This is a genomic window from Apibacter sp. ESL0432 (assembly GCF_019469225.1).
GTDB lineage: Bacteria > Bacteroidota > Bacteroidia > Flavobacteriales > Weeksellaceae > Apibacter.
On the sequence record NZ_CP048266.1, the window covers coordinates 1,115,439 to 1,138,029 of the forward strand.

At 29.1% G+C, this 22,591-nt stretch carries 18 protein-coding genes; 11 read left to right on the forward strand and 7 right to left on the reverse strand.

Going from position 1 to position 22,591, the window contains the following annotated elements:
• Window positions 1–4 precede the first annotated feature (4 nt).
• Window positions 5–415, reverse strand: coding sequence for a Holliday junction resolvase RuvX (gene ruvX, locus GYM73_RS04705; RefSeq protein WP_220234299.1), 411 nt, complete (start codon window positions 413–415; stop codon window positions 5–7).
• A gap of 16 nt (window positions 416–431) precedes the next feature.
• Window positions 432–1,700 carry a methionine adenosyltransferase gene (gene metK / locus GYM73_RS04710; protein WP_220234300.1) on the reverse strand — a complete coding sequence of 423 codons (1,269 nt, stop codon included), beginning with the start codon at window positions 1,698–1,700 and terminating at the stop codon, window positions 432–434.
• 89 nt (window positions 1,701–1,789) lie between these two features.
• Here metK and GYM73_RS04715 point away from each other — a divergent pair, with 89 nt between their 5' ends.
• Window positions 1,790–2,596 (forward strand): M48 family metallopeptidase, encoded by an 807-nt coding sequence (locus tag GYM73_RS04715; protein WP_220234301.1) that lies wholly within the window; start codon window positions 1,790–1,792, stop codon window positions 2,594–2,596.
• 38 nt (window positions 2,597–2,634) lie between these two features.
• Here the strand turns inward: GYM73_RS04715 and GYM73_RS04720 are convergent, their stop codons facing one another.
• Both GYM73_RS04720 and tsaD read right to left on the reverse strand, forming a co-directional pair.
• Window positions 2,635–3,258 carry a hypothetical protein gene (locus GYM73_RS04720; protein WP_220234302.1) on the reverse strand — a complete coding sequence of 208 codons (624 nt, stop codon included), beginning with the start codon at window positions 3,256–3,258 and terminating at the stop codon, window positions 2,635–2,637.
• A gap of 4 nt (window positions 3,259–3,262) precedes the next feature.
• Window positions 3,263–4,279 (reverse strand): tRNA (adenosine(37)-N6)-threonylcarbamoyltransferase complex transferase subunit TsaD, encoded by a 1,017-nt coding sequence (gene tsaD, locus GYM73_RS04725; RefSeq protein WP_220234303.1) that lies wholly within the window; start codon window positions 4,277–4,279, stop codon window positions 3,263–3,265.
• 2 nt (window positions 4,280–4,281) lie between these two features.
• On the opposite strand from tsaD, the gene GYM73_RS04730 reads away from it, so the two are divergent.
• The gene (locus tag GYM73_RS04730) at window positions 4,282–8,757 is read left to right on the forward strand and encodes a translocation/assembly module TamB (RefSeq protein ID WP_220234304.1); all 4,476 of its coding nucleotides are present in this window, start codon (window positions 4,282–4,284) and stop codon (window positions 8,755–8,757) included.
• Window positions 8,758–8,803: 46 nt separating this feature from the next.
• On the opposite strand, the gene GYM73_RS04735 is transcribed toward GYM73_RS04730, so the two are convergent.
• Entirely contained in the window at window positions 8,804–9,121 is a 318-nt protein-coding gene (locus GYM73_RS04735) for a TM2 domain-containing protein (RefSeq protein ID WP_220234305.1), read from the reverse strand.
• Window positions 9,122–9,271: 150 nt separating this feature from the next.
• Between GYM73_RS04735 and lpdA the strand changes: the two genes are divergently transcribed.
• The 7 genes from lpdA to rimO all read left to right on the forward strand — a co-directional run bounded on the left by lpdA (window position 9,272) and on the right by rimO (window position 18,691).
• On the forward strand, window positions 9,272–10,660 hold the full coding sequence (gene lpdA / locus GYM73_RS04740; RefSeq protein WP_220234306.1) for a dihydrolipoyl dehydrogenase: 1,389 nt from the start codon (window positions 9,272–9,274) through the stop codon (window positions 10,658–10,660).
• Window positions 10,661–10,817: 157 nt separating this feature from the next.
• Window positions 10,818–11,387, forward strand: coding sequence for a Maf family nucleotide pyrophosphatase (locus tag GYM73_RS04745; RefSeq protein ID WP_220234307.1), 570 nt, complete (start codon window positions 10,818–10,820; stop codon window positions 11,385–11,387).
• A 127-nt stretch (window positions 11,388–11,514) separates the two neighbouring features.
• On the forward strand, window positions 11,515–13,380 hold the full coding sequence (locus GYM73_RS04750) for a hypothetical protein (RefSeq protein WP_220234308.1): 1,866 nt from the start codon (window positions 11,515–11,517) through the stop codon (window positions 13,378–13,380).
• Window positions 13,381–13,452: 72 nt separating this feature from the next.
• On the forward strand, window positions 13,453–14,790 hold the full coding sequence (locus GYM73_RS04755) for a peptidylprolyl isomerase (protein WP_160542115.1): 1,338 nt from the start codon (window positions 13,453–13,455) through the stop codon (window positions 14,788–14,790).
• A gap of 290 nt (window positions 14,791–15,080) precedes the next feature.
• Entirely contained in the window at window positions 15,081–16,244 is a 1,164-nt protein-coding gene (locus GYM73_RS04760; protein WP_220234309.1) for a class I SAM-dependent RNA methyltransferase, read from the forward strand.
• 101 nt (window positions 16,245–16,345) lie between these two features.
• A complete protein-coding gene (locus GYM73_RS04765) occupies window positions 16,346–17,308 on the forward strand; it encodes a hypothetical protein (RefSeq protein ID WP_220234310.1) in 963 nt (320 codons plus the stop codon).
• Window positions 17,309–17,389: 81 nt separating this feature from the next.
• On the forward strand, window positions 17,390–18,691 hold the full coding sequence (gene rimO, locus GYM73_RS04770; protein ID WP_166003718.1) for a 30S ribosomal protein S12 methylthiotransferase RimO: 1,302 nt from the start codon (window positions 17,390–17,392) through the stop codon (window positions 18,689–18,691).
• Window positions 18,692–19,001: 310 nt separating this feature from the next.
• Here rimO and GYM73_RS04775 read toward each other — a convergent pair whose 3' ends face one another.
• Entirely contained in the window at window positions 19,002–19,988 is a 987-nt protein-coding gene (locus GYM73_RS04775; RefSeq protein WP_220234311.1) for an aldo/keto reductase, read from the reverse strand.
• A 166-nt stretch (window positions 19,989–20,154) separates the two neighbouring features.
• Between GYM73_RS04775 and GYM73_RS04780 the strand changes: the two genes are divergently transcribed.
• On the forward strand, window positions 20,155–21,051 hold the full coding sequence (locus tag GYM73_RS04780) for an AraC family transcriptional regulator (RefSeq protein ID WP_220234312.1): 897 nt from the start codon (window positions 20,155–20,157) through the stop codon (window positions 21,049–21,051).
• Between the two features lie 232 nt (window positions 21,052–21,283).
• Here the strand turns inward: GYM73_RS04780 and GYM73_RS04785 are convergent, their stop codons facing one another.
• Window positions 21,284–21,760: a septal ring lytic transglycosylase RlpA family protein gene (locus tag GYM73_RS04785; protein ID WP_220234313.1), complete on the reverse strand. Its 477-nt coding sequence runs from the start codon at window positions 21,758–21,760 to the stop codon at window positions 21,284–21,286.
• Between the two features lie 281 nt (window positions 21,761–22,041).
• On the opposite strand from GYM73_RS04785, the gene GYM73_RS04790 reads away from it, so the two are divergent.
• The gene (locus tag GYM73_RS04790; RefSeq protein WP_220234314.1) at window positions 22,042–22,542 is read left to right on the forward strand and encodes a hypothetical protein; all 501 of its coding nucleotides are present in this window, start codon (window positions 22,042–22,044) and stop codon (window positions 22,540–22,542) included.
• The last annotated feature ends 49 nt before the right edge of the window (window positions 22,543–22,591 follow it).

Sequence of the window (22,591 nt, forward strand, 5' to 3'; positions counted from 1 at the left end):
AATTTTATTTTTTCTCTAAATAGGTTTGTAAAATTAAAGTAGCACTTACTTCATCCAATAAATGCTTATTTTCTCTATTTTTTTTACTTTTTCCACTCAAACTAATAAAGTGAGAAGCAATTTTTGAAGTAAATCTCTCATCTACTCTTTCAACCAGAATATTTGGAAAAAGAGAGTTAATCTTCTTGATTAATTTTTGAATTGAAATTTCAACATCTGAAAGTTCTCCGTTTAATCGAACAGGTAAACCAATAATTATTTTTTCAACGGAATTTTCAGACATATATTTTTCAAGAAATGGAATCAAATTAGAAGTCATAATTCCGGCCAACCCACTGGCAACAATTTGCATATCATCCGTTTCTGCTAATCCGGATCTTTTTTCACCATAATCGATGGCCAGTATTTTTGACATGAAAATAAATGTTAGTTTACAGATTAAAAGCTTCTTTAATTTGATCTAAATAATCTAATTTTTCCCAAGTAAATAATTCTACTTCGATTTCTTTTATTTCTGTCTTTCCATTATCACGATTTCTTACAAATTTTTTTGTAACGATTTCGTTCTTTCTTCCCATGTGTCCATAGGCTGCTGTCTCCGTATATATTGGATTTCTTAATTTCAATCTTTTTTCTATAGCATAAGGTCTTAGATCGAATAATTTTTCAACTTTCAATGCTATGTCTCCATCGGACAGGTTAACTTTTGAGCTGCCAAAAGTATTAATATAAACACCGCACGGTTCGGTAATACCAATAGCATATGAAACTTGTACTAAAACTTCATCAGCAACCCCTGCCGCTACTAAATTTTTAGCTATGTGTCTTGTAGCATAGGCAGCAGAACGATCCACCTTAGAAGGATCTTTTCCGGAAAATGCGCCACCGCCATGAGCTCCTTTACCACCATAAGTATCAACAATTATTTTTCTTCCGGTTAATCCGGTGTCTCCATGAGGTCCTCCGATTTCAAATTTTCCGGTTGGATTTATATGGTAAGTGATATTATCATCAAATAATGCTTTTATTTCATCTTTTGATTCTGCCTTAACTTCAGGAATAACAATTGAAATAATGTCCTTGGCAATTTTGTCCAATACAACCTTTTCATCCTCATCGAACATATCATGTTGTGTAGAAAGAACTATCGTGTCAATACGTATCGGCTTATTATTATCGTCGTATTCAATAGTAACTTGTGATTTTGCATCCGGACGAAGATAGGTCATAATTTGACCTTCTTTTCTTATTCGAGCTAACACACGTAAGATGCTATGTGAAATATCTAAAGCCAAAGGCATATAATTATCCGTTTCATTGGTGGCATAGCCGAACATCATCCCTTGGTCACCTGCACCCTGTTCTTCTTTATTCTGTTTATCCACTCCGCGGTTTATATCCTGCGATTGTTCATGCAAAGCGGATAAAATACCGCAAGATTCGGCTTCAAATTTATATTCACTTTTCGTATAGCCTATTTTTTTTATAATATCTCTGGTAATATGCTGAACATCAATATATGTGTTGGATTTAATTTCTCCGGCTAATACTACCTGACCGGTAGTAACTAAAGTTTCACAAGCTACCTTAGAATCGGGATCAAATGCTAAAAAATTATCTAATATCGAATCTGAAATCTGATCAGCAACTTTATCTGGATGGCCTTCCGAAACCGATTCGGATGTGAATAAGTAAGGCATATTTTTTGCTTTTATTTTATTATAATCATTGCAAATTTAAGAACATTAATTAATAAATTTACTATATTTCAAAAATTATTATAGAGTTTATGAATTCAAAAAAATGCTTATTATTATCGCTAGTATCTTTATTAACAGTAGCATGTGCAACTAATCCGTTAACCGGAAGAAAATCGTTAAATTTTGTATCCAATTCTCAATTATTGCCATCTTCATTTCAGCAATATCAACAAGTTTTATCTTCCAATAAAATTATTACCGGAACTCCTCAAGCAAGGCAAGTGGAAGAAGTTGGTAACAGAATAAAAAAAGCCGCAGAAGATTATTATAGATTCATTGGAAAGTCTTCGGCTTTAAACGGTTATCAATGGCAATTTGTATTAATTGATGATCCAAAAACGGTTAATGCATGGTGTATGCCCGGAGGAAAAGTGGCTGTATATTCAGGAATTTTACCTATTTGTAAAGACGACACAGGATTAGCTGTTGTTTTGGGACATGAAATTGCCCATGCTCTGGCAGGTCACGGAGCTGAAAAAATTTCACAATCATATATTTCAGAAATCGGTGGACAGGTATTAGGAGGGGTTACCAATAACCAAGCTTTGCGTTCGGCAATTAATCAATATTACCCCGTAGCCAGTGGTATCACTCTTTTACGTTATGGTCGTAAACAAGAATCTGATGCAGATGAAATGGGTTTATATATTATGGCAATGGCAGGATATGATCCTAGACAAGCCCCTTTATTTTGGCAAAGAATGATTGACGCTACCGGAAGTTCCGATACACCTGAATTTCTTTCCACGCACCCGAATCCTCAAAATAGAATTGCTGATATAAATAAAATAATGCCTAAAGCATTACAATACTATCAAGCTTATAAAACTAATTAATTTGAATTAGTCTTTATTGGCATGTAATTTGGCTTTAACTAATGACTTTTAATTTGAAGAGAAGAAACAGATATATTCGAATTGATTACCATATAACCAAAATAGGATCCTAATTCTTTATTTTTGGATATGGTTGTCAATATTTTACCATTCAAAAGGAATTGAATAGAACTTTTGTCTGTTACGATTGAAAAACTATTCTTTTCCTTTTTTTTATATTTTTGAGTTTTTTGTTTAAAATAAATTTGTGATTTTCCTTCTCTTTTGCTCTCGTATGATATAACTACTTCGTTTTCTGCATTAATTCCAAATAGGAGATAATTTTCAGGATATTTCCGATCATCAGCATATAAAATTAAACCCGCAACGCCCTTAGGATCATAAAAACTATTAATTTGTAATAAAGTAGTATAGGTAATATTTCGATCGGATATTGGAAGGGAGAGTAAAGAATAATTTAAAACATTTTTCAAATCAGCCTTCATCAATAAATTTCCTTCTTCAAGTTTAGTATATAGTGCATCTGTAGATATCGTGTCCCAATGATTGGTATTGGTATGAAAATCATCGTTAAACAATAGAGACTCTTTTTTACAGGAATTAAAAATTAATAAACTTAAAATAAATAGTAAGCTTTTTTTATAAAAGTTATTTCCAATCATAATCTTACATTTTATATCTAGCGATAGCTATAGTTTTAAGATCAGAAAATTTATTATGTTCATATTTAATGCTTCCAACCACGGCAATCATGGCTGCATTGTCTGTTGTATATTCGAATTTTGGGATAAAAGTTTTACAATTTTTTTCTAATTCTAATTTTTTTATTTCTCTCCTTAACTCCGAATTCGCCGAAACACCACCGGCAATTGCTACATTTTTAATTCCCGTAATTTCAATAGCCAACTTTAATTTATCTAACAATGAAGATAGGATTGTTTTTTGGACGGATGCACATATATCTTCAAGATTCTCTTTTATAAAGTCCGGGTTTTTCTGTAGTTCTTTTTGTATGAAATAAAGCACGGAAGTCTTTATGCCACTAAAGGAAAATTTGATTCCTTCTAATTTTGGTAAAGGAAATTTAAATTTATCTTTGTCTCCATTTTGAGAAAGTTTATCAATTGTAGGTCCTGCCGGATATTCAAGTCCCAAAATTTTACCTATCTTATCAAAAGCTTCGCCCGCCGCATCATCCAAAGTTTCTCCCAACACTTCCATATTAAAATAATCATTTACCTGAACAATTTGGGTATGTCCACCACTTACCGTGAGACATAAAAATGGAAATGATATATTTTCTTTAGATTCATCCTCAATAAAATGTGCAAATATATGCCCCTGCATGTGATTAACTTCAATAAGAGGAACGTTCAATGACATAGATAATGATTTAGCAAAACTGGTACCTACTAATAAGGAACCTAATAAACCCGGACCACGGGTAAAAGATATCGCATCAATTGCTTTTTTATTTATATTTGCTAATTGAATTGCTTGATGTACAACGGGTATAATATTTTGTAAATGTGCACGAGAGGCTAATTCCGGAACTACACCGCCATAATTTTGGTGTATTTTTTGGGTAGATACTACATTAGATAGTATTTTTTTACCTTGTATTACAGCTGCTGATGTATCATCACATGACGATTCTATTCCTAAAATAATGGGTGTTTTCATTTATGACAAAGTTACTAATTAAAAAAATATTTTTTAAGTCATCCAAAGCAATTCTCTATGCTTTTTGCATTTTATTTTTATTACTTCTATCTTTAATTATTGTTATAAATTTACCTTCTGTAAAAGATAAAATAGCAAAAGAGGCACTTTCTTATTTAAACAAAGAATTTAAAACTTCCATTTCTGCTCAAAGAATTGAAGTTGATTATTTTGGAAATCTTACTTTACATGATGTAGTTATTAAAGATCATCATCAGAATAATTTATTAACCGTAAAGGAATTAAAAGGATATTTAAATACCATATCTCTAATTGAAAATTTGGTAATTAAGCATGTTGATGATATCAAAATTGATCAATTGCGCTTACAAGATCCTGTCATCAAAGTAATTACTTATAAAAATGAAAATCATGATAATTTTTCTATTTTCATAGATAATTTTAACTCAGATAAACCATCTCAAAAAAAAGATTTTAAATTAAACGGAAGGGTAGATATAATCAATGGTCGATTTTCAATTGTAAATCAAAATTTACCATTAGAAGATCAAGTCTGGTTAGATACTTCTGAATTAAATTTAAAAGCTTCGAGCGTTGATGTTTTTAATTCGGATGTAAGGGTTTTAGTTGAGCAATTTAATTTCAAAGCTAAAAGGCATAAGGAAAATTATACGGTTTACCAATTTTCATCCGATATTCACTATTCAGAAACAGAACTTTCTTTCAAAGACCTTCTTTTTGAATCAGATACCTCATTGTTAATAGGTTCTTTATTTTTTAATCACACCAAAGAAAATGGATTGAGCAACTTTTCTGATCAGGTAGCTTGGAATATGGATGTTACCAAAGGAAGTAAAGTATCAGGTAAAGACATACGATATTTTGTAAAAAACTGGGATACTAATTCTATACTTAACATTTCTTCGAAAGTTAATGGTACACTTAATAATTTAACATTAACTAATCCAATCTTATCGGTTAACGGTACTTTTTATTCTTCCCCTAGCTTAGTGTTGAAAAATTTAGTTAGTAATGATCCTTCCCAATCTTTTAATATAGAAACCAAAGAAACGCATCTTCAATCTTCATATGCCTCTCTTAATTCATGGTTACCGAAATTTATTTCTAAGGAAATACCCAAAATTGTATCAGAATTTGGAACTATGAATTATATGGGTTCATTTTTAATTGATAAAAAAGACCTTAGTATAAATGGTAAAATGATTAGCTCTTTAGGTACAGTAACAGCGGATGCTCAATTAAAAGATTACGCTTCCCAAAAACCTAGATATAAAGGAAAATTAGAAACATACCAATTAAATTTAGCTTCTTTTATTAAAACAACAACACTAGGTCCCATATCCGCTAAAATTCAATTTGACGGCAGCGGATTTAATCTGGACCATATGGATACTAAATTTGATGCAAAACTGAATAGCTTAGTTATTAATGGTAAAACGATTAATGATATTTCAGCTGTGGGTAACTTAAGAGATAAAATTTTTGAAGGTAAAATTATTTCCGATGATAAATACGCTAATTTTGACTTTAATGGTACAATAAATTTCGCTCAAAAATATATTAAAACCAACTTTGATGTAGATATCCAATCATTAAATTTAGGCTATTTTACTTCTCAAGCCGATAAAAATAAATCATTTAAAGGATTTGTTAAAGCAGATATTGAATTCAGCTCCATTGATGATTTAATTGGACAAATCAACATTAATTCAATTTCTCTAGAAAATAATGGTAAAACTACAAATTATAATGATATTCAAATTAAAACAAGTTTTGAAGAAGGAAATCGAAATTTAGATATTTTTTCTCCGAACATGATTACTGCCAATATTTATGGTAAATACAAATTAGAAGATATTCCTGATATGTTACAGAAAGGAATTGGGAACCTGGTAGCTAATTTTAAAACTAATAAACGATTTGACAATCAAGAGTTTTCATTTATTTTGGATATACAAAAGGATTTATTTGATTTATTAATGATGGATGTTAACTTATCCCCGGGAACGACTATTACAGGAAGGTATGTTGGCAATGGAAATAAGTTACAGGCACAAATGATTTCAGAATATATATATTATAAAAATATCAAACTAACCAATCCGAATATATTTTTAAATACAGAAGATACCTTACGACAATTTATGGGATCTTTATCTTCTCTAAATATAGACAATACGAATATTGAAAAAATCAATTTTTCCGGATATAATAAAAATGATTCCCTATTTGTTTCCACTAATTTTTATCATGGAAAATATAAAGAAAAACAAACTAATTTTGATTTAAATTTATATCAAACTCAAAAAAATAATGATATTATTATTGGGTTTAAACCTTCTAATATTAATTTGGCACAAGCAAAATGGAAACTGAATCCTAATTTTAAATCGGATGAAGCCATTGCGAAATATAATTTATTAACTAACAAATTAGTTTTACAAAAAATTGAATTAACATCTGAAAATTCTGAAATTTTAATGTCCGGTGAATATACCACCAAAAACGAATATACTTTTGATTTGAATTTAAAAGATGTTAAATTAGAAAAAATATTACCTCACAGCTTACTTAAAGATATGTCTTTTGAGGGTGTTGCCAATGGATCTGCCAAAGTACTTAAAAATTCAAGTGAACTTAAACCTCTTGTGGATCTTTATATCGATCAATTGAAATTTAATGGTCAAAATTTAGGGAATTTGGCCATGAGAGCAATCTACGATGCTAAAACCAACCGATATTTATTACAAAGTAAATTAGAAGATTCCGGACAAGATCGTTTTTTAGCTGACGGATATATAGCCAATCAAAATGGTAAGCCTTCTCAATTGAATATAGATTTGCAAGCCAATCAAATGAACATTGCTCCTATAGGGACTTTTTTACAAAGTATCTTCTCAAATTTCAGAGGAACTGCCACAGGAAATGTTCAAATTTCAGGAGATATAACTTCTCCTAAATATCAAGGATCCCTTACAATGTCTAAAGTTGGATTTAAAGTTAACTTTTTAGGGGTTGATTATCAACTTACTAAAGATCAAGACTTACAAATATCTGACGGCATATTTTTATTTGATAATATTGAGTTGATGGATACTCAAAGAAAAACTAAGGGAGTAGTTTTTGGACCTTTAATGACTAAAAATTTTTCAGAATGGGGAATGAACCTAGACTTTACTTCGGATAAACTTTTAGTGTTGAATACTACCATGAAAGAAAATGATCTTTTTTATGGAACTATTTATGCTTCAGGTAATTTTTCCATAACAGGAACAACGGATAAAGGTATTGATATTTCAGCAACTGCCATGGCTCTTGAGGGAAGCAGCCTCACAATAAACAGCAGTAGTACAACTAATGCTACCGACATTCAATTTATCAAATTCATTCCTGAACAACATAAAGAAGGAGATGAAAAAGAAACTAAACCACCTATGGGATTATCCATACGTGCAGACGTTACAGCAGACAATAAATCTGTGGTTAATTTAATTATTAGTCAAGAAACCGGAGATAAAATAGTGGTTCGGGGAGATGCAAAACATCTAAAATTTGATATGTCAAAAGCAGGAGTTATTTCTATGGACGGTACTTACACAATAACCGGTGATAGTAAATATTATTATAATATGTTTGTTAATAAGGACTTTACTATTGTTCCCGGAAGTACTATCCGATGGGAAAATCGTGGTCCTACCGAAGCCGATTTAAATATTCGCGCTTCCTATACCAGATTAGTAAGTAATATTGGCGATTATTTGGGTATTTCTACAGTTCCCGCTTCTAATGTAACAGTTTCGGCGTTATTAACTGGTTATTTATCTAAACCAAGTTTGACTTTTGATATACAAGCAGATGCTTCTTCTTCGGTTCGTGATCAACTCAATACTAAACTAAATAATAATGAAGGGGAAAAATACAATCAAGTAGCAGGAATTGTTGTTTTTGGAAGCTTTTTATCCGATAAAATGGGAGGTAGCAGTTATGCTTCTTCTGCTTATGATGTAGTATTGAAACAATTAACTTCTGCAATAAATAATATAAGTGGAGTATTTTCTCTGGATGCTAATTTTAATGCCGGTTCAAGAGTCGACGATACAAGTGACCGGATCTCTTTAGACCCTACATTTAAAGTGAATCAAAGGTTATCCATAGTTGGATCAGTTAATATGCCTCTGGAACAAAAAAGTGCTGCCGACGTATGGACCTATGGTGCAAAAATTAATTATGACATATCAAAAAACAATGATAAATCGCTAATTATCAATGGTTTTTCAAAACCTTCCACTTTTGGATTGGAAACATCGGTATTATCCACTACAGGGGCAAATAATCAATCGTATGGCGGGGGGATTGTTTACAAAAAATCTTTTAATAAATTCAGTGATTTGTTTAGTAAAAAGAGAAAGAAAAAAGAAATTATAAAGGATAAAAAGGATTCCATTAGTACTCACTAATGGATTCCAAAATTAATTATAGCGTTATAAATTATTATAAATTTTATTAAAACCACCCTTTACGATTTAAAATATAAGTCTTATAAAATTCTTTATCAGATTTGGTAAGGTACAAAATTCCTTCAATTAATCCAATAATACCCATTGCAATTGCGCCTCCACCACAAGTAAACCATGAAGTTAATAAAGTAATTAATAACATAATTAAGCCTTCTTTATTATACCCTAAGTAAAACTTATGAATACCAAAACTACCTAGTAGAATACCACAAATTCCGGCTATTAATTTTTTACTATTAGCATCTTTAAGTTGATCTTGTGAAATTTCATATGAATTACTATAAGTTTGATTCGTTTCTTGCATATATTTTTATTTATATTAAATATTAATAAAACCGTAATCTTATAATATTTTTTAAATTATAAACAAATATTATGCATTTTTTGGGTTTATATATATAAATCTTCTTTTTGGAAAAAAAATAGTATTTTTGTCAACAAAATAATCTGTACCATGAATTATGATATTATAGTTATAGGTAGCGGGCCCGGTGGATATGTTGCTGCTATTAGAGCCGCTCAATTAGGTTTTAAAACAGCTGTAGTAGAGCGAGAAAATCTAGGAGGAATTTGTTTAAACTGGGGATGTATACCAACTAAAGCTCTTATTAAAAGTGCTCACGTATATGAAGAAATAAATCATGCTGAAGAATTTGGATTGAATAAAACCGAATCATCTTTTGATTTTTCTAATGTTATTAAACGCAGTAGGGGAGTAGCCGATAAAATGAATAAAGGGGTTGGCTTCCTTATGAAAAAAAATAAAATTGATGTAATTAACGGAAATGCCAAAGTTAAGCCCGGAAAAAAAATAGAGGTTACTGATAAAGATGGTAAAGTAACAGAATATTCAGCATCTCACATTATTATTGCTACCGGTGCAAGATCAAGAGTATTACCTAATTTACCTCAAGATGGTAAAAAAATAATCGGTTATAGAGAAGCCCTTACTCTTCCAACTATGCCTAAATCTATGATTGTAGTTGGTTCAGGAGCTATAGGTATTGAATTTGCATATTTCTATGCAACCATGGGAGCTAAAGTAACCGTAGTTGAATTTTTACCTAATATTGTCCCTGTTGAAGATGAAGAAGTTTCCAAACATGTTGAAAAATCTATTAAAAAACATGGTATAGAAGTTATGGTTAATTCGTCAGTTGAAAGAGTTGAAACTCAGGGAGACGGAGTTAAAGCTTTTGTTAAAACAGCGAACGGAGAAATAACTTTAGAAGCAGATATTATTTTATCTGCAGTAGGTATTACCGCAAATATCGAAAATATAGGATTAGAAGAGGTAGGAATATCTACAGATAAAGGAAGAATCCTTGTTGACAGTTTTTACAATACAAACATTTCGGGCTATTATGCCATTGGTGATGTTATTCCCGGCCCTGCTTTAGCCCACGTAGCTTCTGCAGAAGGAATTCTTTGTGTTGAAAAAATTAAAGGTATGAATGTTGAACCTATTGATTATGGAAACATTCCGGGATGTACTTATTGTTCTCCTGAAATCGCTTCTGTGGGAATGACAGAGAAAAAAGCCAAAGAAGCAGGTTATGATATTAAAGTGGGTAAATTTCCTTTTGTAGCATCCGGTAAAGCAACTGCTAACGGTGACACTGATGGTTTTATAAAAGTTATTTATGATGCAAAATACGGTGAGTTATTAGGTTGTCATATGGTTGGTAACGGAGTTACTGATATGATTGCGGAAGCTGTAGCTGTGAGAAGATTAGAAGCTACTTCACATGAAATTTTAACCACTGTGCATCCACATCCGACTATTTCAGAAGCATTTAAAGGTGCAACAGAGGCGGCATATGGAGAAGCAATCGATTTATAATATTGTTTAGTTATATAGTTCTGTTTAAATAGTGTGAATTCTTATTCTATTTAAATAAATATATAATGGATGCAAAATATAATTTTAAAATAAAAGACTATCTATTCATAAGATAGTCTTTTATTTTTTAACTTATTGATTATCGAATTACAACTATATGAATACATTTAAAATTATTTTAGCTTCTCAATCTCCACGAAGACAAGAACTTTTAAAAAGTTTAAATTACAAATTTGAGACCCTAAATTTAAATATAGATGAAAGTTATTCTCCCTTATTAAAAGAAAATCAAATTACCGAATATTTAGCAGAGCAGAAATCGAAACACTATGGAGAAGTAGCTGATCAAACGGTTGTGATCACAGCGGATACCATTGTCTGGATGAAAGATCATGCATTGGAAAAACCTGAAAATTTCGAACAAGCAAAAAAAATGTTGTTTGAATTATCAGGAAATTCACATAAAGTGTATACTTCTGTAGGATTTTCAACCAAAAATGATTTTAAGGTTTTTACGGATTGTACAGAAGTTCATTTTTTACCTATGAATGAAAAAGAAATTGAATTTTACCTATCTCATTTCAAACCCTATGATAAATCGGGTTCTTATGGTATTCAAGACTGGATAGGACTGGCTAAAATCGATAAAATAAACGGTTCATTTTTTACTATTATGGGATTACCAACGCATATAGTGTATGAATATCTTGAAAATCTAACCTTTTAACCTATCTTATATATAGTATAAAGCTGTAAAGTAATTACAATCAAAATATTCCATTATTTAAAGAGTTAAAAATATTTTCAGAGTACTAATTCTTTATATATTTTTGTATCATATAAAATAAGTAAAAGTGAAAAAATCCATAAGTGTTTGTTTATATTTTTTTACCTGTATTGTATTTTCACAATCGGTTTTAATGACCATAAATAATGAAAATATTTATACCAATAATTTTGAAAATAATTATAGAAAAAGTTTAGAACTGCTTGGAACGGACAAGACCATAGACAATTATATTGACTTTAACCTTCTTAAACAATATGCACTTGCAAACAACATAGAAAATTCTATAGGTTTTCAGACAGAATTAGCCAAAGGAGCTGAACAATTAAAAAACAGCTTATTTTATCCTTCTGAATTTCTTGAACCGTTACTGCGCGATTATTATAAAAAAATTCTGGTTGAAAAAAAATTTCAATTGTTGTTTTTTAAAAATGAATTTTTAACCAACAAAAATGAAACTGATAAAGGCAAATTTATAAATTCAATTATAGATAGCATCGGTAATGATCCCTTACGCTTTGAAAAAGCCGTATCAAAATATTCAATGCTTTCGGATTTTAAAAAACCTTCTTATTTAAATATATTCGCTTTAAATAAAAAAATGGTGGATGCTATATATAATGCACCGCTTAATCAGGTAACTACATTTGTAGATGAAAATGATAATATATATCTTATTTTGGTTTCCAATGAAAGAAAATACTTAGGTGAAGTATCTTTAGGCCAAATATATATTCCGGATACTTCTCGATTAGGTAAAATTGAGATTGATAAAGTTTATAAAAAACTTAAACAAGGAGAAAGCTTTTCTAAAATTAAAGATGAAATCTATAAAAATTATAATGTTTTAAATAAAAATAACATTCTTTCTAATGAGGAAGTATATACATACGTGGTGAATCAAATTAAATCCGAATCTAATAATATCTCAGATTATTCTCAACCCATTAAATTAGAAGATGGTTATGTTATTTGTGAATATTATTTTAATGATAATTATGATTCATATTTAATCGTTAGAAATAAAATATACAACAGCTTAAAAAAATCAGAAGAAATCAACCGATTAAACGATTTATTAGTTTTGAAATTAAAAAAACAACCTTTTTATAAAGAAAATTTTATCCATCTAAGTAATTTTATTTCTTCTTTACCTCAAACTTATAATCAATTTTCTGATTTTACTATTCCAAATAATGAGACAATTATTACTATTGGAGATTCCTATACACTTACCTTAAATGATATACTGGTAAATCTTAAAAAATATTTAAATTCTGAAAATTATTTTGAAAGAAATCAATTAATTTTTGATTATTTAAATAAATGGGGGAAAGAGAATATTTTGGAATTTTACACGACACACTTTTTCGAATTCAACAAAGCTAAAAAAAATTATGAGAATATTAAAGATCAACTTCTTATTAAATATGCACTTAATTTTATTGCTTACAAAGCTCAAAACGATAAAATCGGTCAAAAAAAATTTTTACATGATCAAGCTGCTCGATTGACCTGGAAGGAAAGAATTGAAGGTACTTTTTATTATTGTCTCAATTCTGATATAGAAACTAAAGTCCTTAACTGGTTAAAAAATAAAAAGTCAGTAAACTTTATAAAAAATCAATTTGAAGATAAACGTGAAGAATTAATAATCGAAGAAGGTAAAAAGACTCGAGAATCTCTTAATTTGCCTGTAAATAAAAAATTAACCAAAGGATTATATGTCGTTGACAGTAAAAATAGAAGATTAATAATAAATATTAAAAAAATAATTAAAAATGATAAAATGAGTTTAGATGATCTTCAAAAATATTGTTTAAATGAATTCATTGATTATAAAACGTCACAAACAATTAAATTATTAAAAGAGAAAGCTGTTGTCACAATGGATTCAAATCAAGTAAAAAGATTAAAAGATATTTATAAATGATAACGTTAAAAACTAATATAAACACTAATTACTCATAAAAGAATTTTAAATTTGCAGAATATAAAAATTAAAATGAATAGATTATTTATAGTTGTAACCTTTTTTATGGCTACCTTCATTTTTGCACAAGAAACAAAAATTGATGGAATTGTAGCTGTCGTGGGAAATGAAATTATTACAGAAACTGATGTTAAAGAAGGTGAAAATTACGCTCGATCTGAAGGACAAACCGTAACTGATAGATGCAGCTTTATAGAAAATATGATGAAAGAAAAAATTATTTTATATAAAGCAAAACAAGATACTCTTATAACTGTTAATAAAGATGAAGTAGCTAGAGAGGCTGAATCACGTATCGAAGGATATAGAAATTATTTTGGTTCAGATGTTAATATTCTAACCAATTTCAAATTTAAAACTATGGGTGAGCTAAGAAGTTTACTCGAAACAATGATTAAAAATCAAATGTATACTCAAAGGAAAATGGCTGACATAACCAAAAATGTAGACGTTTCTCCAGAATATTTAAAAGATTTTTACAAAGCTCATGAATCAGAATTTCCTACTTTAAATGAAGAAATCGAATATGGGCAAATCTATATGTATCCTAAATTAACAGAAAGTCATAAACAAGAATTGATTGATCAATTAAAATCTATAAAAAAACAAATTGAAGAAGGAGCCAGTTTTGCTGACATGGCTAAAAAATATTCACAAGATCCGGGTTCAGCTGCTAATGGTGGACAAATTTTAAATGTTAGAAGAGAACAAATGGTAAAAGAGTTCGATGCCGTTGCTTTTGGATTGGAAGAAGGACAAATATCCGAACCATTTGAAACTGAATATGGATTCCATATTGTTTATCTTGAAAAAAAGAAAGGACAAGTGATTGATTTAAGACATATATTATTAATGTCTGTTCCTAATCAAGAAGAAATTAAAACAGCCATAAAAAAACTGGAAGATATCAGGGAAGATATTAAATCAGAAAAAATAACGTTCAATCAAGCTGCTTTAAAATATTCTGACGATAAATATACTAAATACAATGGCGGTTTATTATCAAATTCTCAAACCGGTGATAACAGATTTGAAAAAATAAAACTACCTACCAAAGTGCTTTATAACCTTTCAGGACTTGGAAAAGGAGATTTATCCGAAGTATTTGAAGATAAAGAAAATAACCGAACGGTAGTAAAACTATTGAAAATAACCGATGTTATTCCGGCTCACAAAATGAATTTAGAAATTGACTATAACAGAATCAAAGGCTTTGCTCAGAAAACTAAAGAAAATGAAGTAATTGAAAAATGGGTAGAAGCGCAAATTCCTTCAACCTTTATAACAGTTCAAGATGAATATAAAAAATGTAACTTTTCTATCGATTGGTTACAAAATAAAAATAGATAATTAGTAAACTATTAGTTAAAAAGCCCTGTATTACAGGGCTTTATTTTTTTCTATAAACTTCATTAGTATATGCGAATGTTTTTTATAATTTATCTGAAATCAATAACTATTGATTGAATAATTATTTCGGTTCAACTAATAATTGTACTCAATTACCAATTTCTAAAAAAAGTAATCCTATATTTGAAAAATATTTAAAGAACCCATAAGATCTAATAAAAAAATATTTTAAATAAAATTTAATATATTCCTATTAACACATTTAACTTCATTTTAATTGAAATATTATAATGTTTGCTAATAACGATTCCTTTACGATGCAAGCCAAAACCTTTTATGGTTTAGAAGATGTGCTTGTACAAGAACTAAAACAATTAGGTGCTTCTCAAATTGTTAAAAAAAACAGAGCGGTTGAATTCCTTGGTGATTTAGGATTTTTATACAAAGCGAATTATTCGTTAAGAACAGCCCTGAAAATTTTGGTGCCCATACACCATTTTAAAGCTAAAAATGAAACTATTTTTGAAAAGGAAATAAATAAAATTCCTTGGGAAAATTATTTTTTCAATTCGCAATCTTTTGCAATTGATGCAACGGTATATTCCGATTATTTTAAACATTCCCAATACATTATGTTAAAAATGAAAGATGGAATCGTTGATCGTTTCAGAAAAAAATTTGGCAAAAGACCCGATATTGAAAGATTCAATCCGGATATAAAATTTCATTTACATATCAGTAACCAAGAAGTTACTATATCTCTAGACAGCAGTGGAGATCCACTCTTTAAAAGAGGTTACAGAAAATCTCATTTTGAAGCTCCCATAAATGAAGTATTAGCTGCCGGATTATTGAACTTAGCAGGATGGGACGGGAAAGGAAATTTTCTTGACCCGATGTGCGGTTCGGGCACTTTGTTAGTAGAAGCCGCCATGATCGCTTTAAATATGCCTCCGCAATTACATCGGAAACAATTTGGGTTTATGAATTGGAAAAATTTCGATTTGGAGTTATTTAACAAAATAAAAGATACTCGAATTAACAGGATTAAAGATTTTTCAGGTAAAATAGTCGGATATGATATTTCTGATAAAGCCTTAGTTTCTGCAAAGAATAATATTGAAGCAGCAGATTTGTCAGAATTTATAGAATTAAAAAATAAAGATTTTTTTACTTCACAAAAAGAACTATTTCCCTTATTAGTTGTTTTTAATCCTCCTTACGATGAAAGACTATCCATTACTACAGATCATTTTTACAAAAATATCGGCGATACATTAAAAAATAATTATAAGAACACATTAGCTTGGTTCATTACTTCAGATTTGGAAGCCTATAAAAAAATCGGCTTACGTCCCTCAAGAAAAATTAAAATTTATAACGGGAAATTGGAATGTCGTTTTTTTCAATACGATATTTATGAAGGAAGTAAAAAAAATAAGATAATAAGTTAAAAATTAGTGAAAATTGATGATTATAATATAATAATTTAGTACATACAGTTAAATTTGCTATATTTTAATAACTAACAACGGTTATATAATAACAGTAAATTATGAAAATCGCTTTAATATCTTTAGATTATTATAGATATGATAAATATATTATCTCTGCAATGAAAGAACTAGATATAGAAGCAATTCATATTGATATTTATGCAAACAGATATAGGTATCCCAATTTATGGGTTCGATTAAAAAATTTAATTAATAAATCATTTTTTAATACTAATATCAAAAGAACCCATCTGGAAAAATTAATTAAAAATGCTTTATCTAAAAACGATAAATTTGATAAGATCGTTATTATTCATGCAGAATGGTTATCTCCTGAAACTTTAAAATTTTGTAAACATACAAGTAATGAAATGATTGCCTACCATTACGATGGTATTCAGCGTATGCCTTCTATTACAGATACTTTTAAATATTTTGATAAAATTTACAGTTATGATAGAAATGATGCTGAAAAATATAATTTAAAATTTATACCCAATTATATTTATGAGCAAATGGAAGATAGAAATCTTCATGAGCAAAAAATAGCTTTCAATATTTCATCATTAGATAATAGAACTCCCATATTAGAAAAAATTGCAAAAATTTTAGAAAATAAAAATTATCCCTATGAATTTCTGGTTGTAAATCGTAACCATTTTAATTTTTACACTCAAAAATTCAAAACCAAGATTAAATATTTAAATAAAATGGTCTCCAGAGATAAAGTCCTTGAAAAAATTAAAAGATCTAATCTTATGGTTGACATACAAAGGCCTGAACAAATAGGCTTGACATTTCGTGTATTTGAAGCTTTAGGAAATCATAAAAAATTGATAACTACCAATAAAGACATTATCAATTACGATTTTTATAATCCTGCGAACATTTTAATTATAGACCCTGAAAATATTGAAATACCGGATGAATTTTTATATTCAAAATACGAGATAGTTCCGGATCATATACTTAATAAATACCATGTTAAAACATGGGTTAAACAAATTTTAGAATTAAATTGATCAAAAAACTATTTGATTGTAATCAATCCTGTACATTTCATAAAAATATAAATAAATTTGCCTTATTAAAAATAACAGCGAATGCGAACAAAATCTGTTGGGAAAAAAAAAATTAACGTTATAACTTTAGGCTGTTCTAAAAATATTTACGATTCTGAAGTTCTCATCAATCAATTAAAAGCCAATAACAAAGAGGTTGTTCATGAACAAAATGGAGACATTGTAGTAATTAATACATGCGGATTTATAGATAATGCCAAAGAAGAAAGTATTAATACAATCTTAGAATGTGTCAAACAAAAAGAAGAAGGAACTATTGAAAAAATATTTGTTACCGGATGCCTTTCGGAAAGATATAAACCCGATTTAGAAAAAGAAATTCCTAATGTCGATCAATATTTCGGTACTCGTGAATTGCCATTATTACTAAAAGCTTTAGGTGCTGATTATAAACATGAATTGGTAGGAGAAAAATTAATTACCACTCCTAGACATTATGCCTATTTAAAAATTTCGGAAGGTTGCGATCGACCATGTAGTTTTTGTGCAATTCCTTTAATCCGTGGAAAGCATATTTCAACTCCCATTGAAGAACTGGTAAAAGAAGCTCAATCGTTGGCTCGAGGTGGAACCAAAGAATTAATTTTAATTGCTCAAGATTTAACCTATTACGGTTTAGACTTATACAAAAAAAGAGCTCTCGCAGATTTATTAAAAGAGCTTATTAAAGTGGAAGGTATTGAGTGGATTCGTCTGCATTATGCTTTCCCTACAGGATTTCCTATGGACGTTCTGGAACTTATGAAAAATGAACCTAAAATTTGCAATTATATTGATATTCCTCTCCAACATATTTCAAGCGATATATTAAAATCCATGAAAAGAGGAACTACCAAAGAAAAAACCAACCGATTGTTGACTGATTTCCGTTCGAAAGTTCCCGACATGGCAATTAGGACAACCTTAATTGTAGGCTATCCGGGAGAAACTCAAGAACATTTTGAAGAATTAAAAAATTGGGTTATAGAACAACGATTTGATCGTTTAGGTTGTTTCTCTTATTCCCATGAGGAAAACACGTCCGCTTATTCATTAGAAGATTCTCTTTCTGAAGAAGAAAAAATGAATCGAGTAAACGAAATTATGGAAATTCAATCTCAAATTTCGTGGGAATTAAATCAAGAAAAGATCGGTAAAACCTATAAGTGTATTATAGATAGAAAAGAAGGAGATTATTATATTGCCCGTACAGAATACGATTCACCGGATGTGGACAATGAAGTTTTAATTTCAGCCCATGATGTATATTTATCCGTAGGAAGTTTTGTATCTGTTAAAATTAATCGTGCAGAAGATTTTGACCTTTATGGCGAATTAGTTTAGTAATCCTATTTATTTAAAATTTTGCCGGCTATCAATAATCGTTTTTATCATCGATTCATTTGATTAAAAAAATTCTTATTTATGCATTTGCTTCTACATATTGGTAAACAATATAAAAATGGGACTGATATATAATTTATATCAGTCCCTTATATAAAGTTACATTTACTTAAATTATATGACAATCAACGGTTGTCACAAATAAGCAAAAAAAAAATAATATAATTGATTGATTTTCGGCGTTTATTAACTCATATAAAATTGTTTAGCAATCTTAACTCATTAAAAACCCTATCCAACTATAATTCTTTTAATTCTTATCAATCATTTTATTAAGATTTTCCGGATATCGATCTCCAACAATATTAATTTTAGACAATCCTTCATTGATCCGATTTAAAACTTCAGGACTTAATTTTAGAGAAGTAGCTTCTATGTTTTCTTTCAAACGATTTAATTTAGTAGTACCCGGTATTGGAACAATCCACGGCTTTTGAGCTAATAACCAAGCAATAGCAACTTGGGCAGGTGTTGCATTAAGTTCTGTACCGATAGATTTTATAAAATCAATTAATACAAAATTTTTTTTCCTGTTTTCAGCCGATAAACGAGGAACTATATTCCTAAAATCATTTTTGTCAAACCGGGTATTTTCATTAATGGTTCCGGTTAAGAAACCTTTGCCAAGTGGACTAAATGTAACAAATCCTATCCCTAATTCTTCCAGTGTAGGAATAATCTCTTTTTCAGGATCTCTGTAAAATAAGGAATACTCACTTTGCAGAGCAGTAACCGGTTGAACGGCATGAGCTTTTCTTATCGTTTGAGGACCTGCTTCCGATAATCCCCAATGTTTAATTTTGCCTTCTTTCATTAAATCTTTTATTGTTCCTGCCACCTCTTCAATCGGTACATTTTTATCAACTCGGTGTTGATAATACAAATCAATATAATCGGTTTTTAATCTTTTAAGTGAGCCTTCCAAAGCTTTTCTGATACTTTCGGGTCTACTGTCGGGAGGATTGGCAGAATTTCCATCTTTAAATCCAAATTTGGAGGCTATTTTTATTTTACTTCTAAATTCTTTTACCGCTTCTCCTAATAGTTCTTCATTCGTAAAGGGGCCATACACTTCAGCTGTATCAAAAAAAGTTATTCCGGAATCGTAAGCAGTTTGTATTACTTTTATTGCTTCTTTTTTTTCAGTGGACGGACCTAAACCAAAACTTAATCCCATACAACCCAAACCTAATTCGGAAACCTCAAGTCCATTTTTTCCTAATATTCTTGTTTTCATTTAAAAATATTTAATAGTAAATTTATATCAACAAAGATACTTTTATAAGATAGCTTTAATTTTATATAATTTACTGAAATTGTTATCAATTTTACTGATTATTAATTTCTTATACGAGTAAAAACATGATTTATGTAAATTTGAATGAATCTAATGATCATCTAAAATGGAAAAAATTATTTCTATAGATAGTGTTAAAACCTATAATACCATGCGAGGAGTTGAAACCACTCATCCATTAGTTAACGTACTTGATTTATCAAAAACTAAACCGATAACAGCTCAAACATTCAATTACGGTTTATATGCCATATTTTTAAAAGAATTAAAATGCGGTGAATTAAAATATGGAAGAAATACGTATGATTTCCAAGAAGGCTCTCTCGTTTTTATTTCACCCGGACAGATTATGAAAGTGGAGCCCAATGTAACCACCTTTGCACCTAAAGGATGGGGATTATTGTTCCATCCCGACCTATTACTTGGAACTCAATTAGGTAAAGACATAAAAAAATACTCATTTTTTTCTTATGATAGTAACGAAGCTTTACATCTATCCGACAAAGAAAAACAAATGGTTTTAGAATGTTTTAAGAATATTCAATATGAAATTGAACAACCTATTGATAAACACAGCAATACACTGATCACGACCAATATTGAACTACTACTAAATTACAGTTCTCGTTTTTTTGATCGTCAATTCGATACAAGAAAAGATATTAATAAAGGAATCTTAGAAAAATTTGAAAAACTACTTTATGAATATTTTTCTTCTGATAATTCAAAAAATTTGGGTTTACCTTCAGTAGCTTTTTGCGCCTCACAATTGAATTTATCATCCAACTATTTTGGAGATTTAGTAAAAAAAGAAACCGGAAAATCAGCTCAAGAATATATCCAAGAAAAAGTTATTTATTTAGCTAAAGAAAAAATTTTAGATCTGAATAAAAATATTTCTGAAATCGCTTATGAACTTGGATTTAAATATCCTCAACATTTTACCCGATTTTTTAAAAATCAATTGGGTATTACTCCTAATGAATATAGGAATATCAATTAAAAATTTTTATAAGTATTGGATATTCAAATTTAAACAATTAACTACCTAATAACTTGTACGTAAATAAAGAAAATCAATTGAAATCTTATCAAATAAAATATCTTTTAAAATACAATTTATTTACTCCATTTCATTTTAAAATAATTAAAAGAAAGATTCCCTATTTATAAACAAAAAAACTCCGGTTAACAATAACCGGAGTTTATAATTAAAATTTTTTTAAGCAATGAAATTACAATATTTCATAATTAACTTTTATGACTCCTGCATTTAAGCTTGTTAATTCTGCAAAAGCAGCTTTACTTAAATCAAATTCTCTTTTAGGTACAAATGGTCCACGATCAGTAATTCGTACAATAACTTCTTTACCATTTTTTGGATTTATAATTTTAACTTTCGTCCCAAATGGTAATGTTTTATGTGCAGCAGTAAAATCATTCATGTTATATCTTTCTCCGCTTGAAGTCAATCGACCGTGAAACTTTCCTCCATACCAAGAAACACGCCCGGAAAGAGTGGATTTTTCATTACTATCTACCTCTTCTTTGGAAACGTTACTTGTCAAACTGTCATTTTGGAAATTTACTTTAATAGTGTCACCGGATACATGAGAAAGGGAAGGAGCTTTTACCAATTCTTCACTGTGAAAAAATGTAAATGATAAAGACACTAATAAAATAATCATCAATGCTAAAGTTACTTTCTTCATATTTTAGTTTTACTCTTTTGTGCTGCAAAATTACAATCTCATTATCTAAAATATTCTTAAATACATTTCACATATGGTAAGCATACATATGAAAACTTCTATATTTATTTTAAATAAAGGGTTTCAATGAGATAGTTAAAAAAATGTTAAATTATATTGATTTTGTTAATTTTTTTCACTTTTAATCATAAATGAAATTCACTTTATTAAAAACAAATGTTTTATTGATAAATAAATATAAATTAATAGTATTATTTTTGACAACTAAACATAATTATATAATGAAAAAAATTGTTTTTTATTTTCTTTTATGCCTCGTCTTACTATCGTGTACTTCAATTGAGAAAAAGAAAAATATAAAAAATGTAGAAGAATTTTATAAAATATATGCTCAAAGAGAAGACGCTAAACAACTTATGGGCTTTTATACGGATAACAATCCTAAATGGGTAGATGCCGTTTCGCAATCTTTATTGGAAGGCAAAAATATAATTTTGGATATGTATGAGAACAGTTGGAATGACAAAAATTTTAAAAAACATCAAGATTATCCCGAAAGCGTAACAATTAAAGAAATAGTTTCGAATGATAGCATCGTAGCAGTTAGTGGGCAATATAATCCCTATTATTATAAGGATAAATTAATACATTCCATGAAATTCACTTCATGGTTCTATTTTGATAAAGAGGGAAAGATTAAAAAACAAATCGAGTGGATGCAATACACCATGAATGATTTAAAGGATATCATAAATTTTAAACAAAACGCAGAAATAAATTAATTTTTTTAAACGAAATTTTAAAATTCTTATTTTTGTAGCTCCAAAAACC

Bases quoted from the DNA above. Each gene is read 5' to 3' on its own strand.
- rimO (WP_166003718.1), top strand. From the start codon at position 17,390: ATGCGAACAAAATCTGTTGGGAAAAAAAAAATTAACGTTATAACTTTA.
- GYM73_RS04730 (WP_220234304.1), top strand. From the start codon at position 4,282: ATGACAAAGTTACTAATTAAAAAAATATTTTTTAAGTCATCCAAAGCA.
- GYM73_RS04745 (WP_220234307.1), top strand. From the start codon at position 10,818: ATGAATACATTTAAAATTATTTTAGCTTCTCAATCTCCACGAAGACAA.
- GYM73_RS04765 (WP_220234310.1), top strand. From the start codon at position 16,346: ATGAAAATCGCTTTAATATCTTTAGATTATTATAGATATGATAAATAT.
- lpdA (WP_220234306.1), top strand. From the start codon at position 9,272: ATGAATTATGATATTATAGTTATAGGTAGCGGGCCCGGTGGATATGTT.
- GYM73_RS04775 (WP_220234311.1), bottom strand. From the start codon at position 19,988: ATGAAAACAAGAATATTAGGAAAAAATGGACTTGAGGTTTCCGAATTA.
- GYM73_RS04720 (WP_220234302.1), bottom strand. From the start codon at position 3,258: ATGATTGGAAATAACTTTTATAAAAAAAGCTTACTATTTATTTTAAGT.
- GYM73_RS04735 (WP_220234305.1), bottom strand. From the start codon at position 9,121: ATGCAAGAAACGAATCAAACTTATAGTAATTCATATGAAATTTCACAA.
- ruvX (WP_220234299.1), bottom strand. From the start codon at position 415: ATGTCAAAAATACTGGCCATCGATTATGGTGAAAAAAGATCCGGATTA.
- GYM73_RS04755 (WP_160542115.1), top strand. From the start codon at position 13,453: ATGAATAGATTATTTATAGTTGTAACCTTTTTTATGGCTACCTTCATT.
- tsaD (WP_220234303.1), bottom strand. From the start codon at position 4,279: ATGAAAACACCCATTATTTTAGGAATAGAATCGTCATGTGATGATACA.
- GYM73_RS04760 (WP_220234309.1), top strand. From the start codon at position 15,081: ATGTTTGCTAATAACGATTCCTTTACGATGCAAGCCAAAACCTTTTAT.
- GYM73_RS04785 (WP_220234313.1), bottom strand. From the start codon at position 21,760: ATGAAGAAAGTAACTTTAGCATTGATGATTATTTTATTAGTGTCTTTA.
- metK (WP_220234300.1), bottom strand. From the start codon at position 1,700: ATGCCTTACTTATTCACATCCGAATCGGTTTCGGAAGGCCATCCAGAT.
- GYM73_RS04790 (WP_220234314.1), top strand. From the start codon at position 22,042: ATGAAAAAAATTGTTTTTTATTTTCTTTTATGCCTCGTCTTACTATCG.
- GYM73_RS04780 (WP_220234312.1), top strand. From the start codon at position 20,155: ATGGAAAAAATTATTTCTATAGATAGTGTTAAAACCTATAATACCATG.
- GYM73_RS04715 (WP_220234301.1), top strand. From the start codon at position 1,790: ATGAATTCAAAAAAATGCTTATTATTATCGCTAGTATCTTTATTAACA.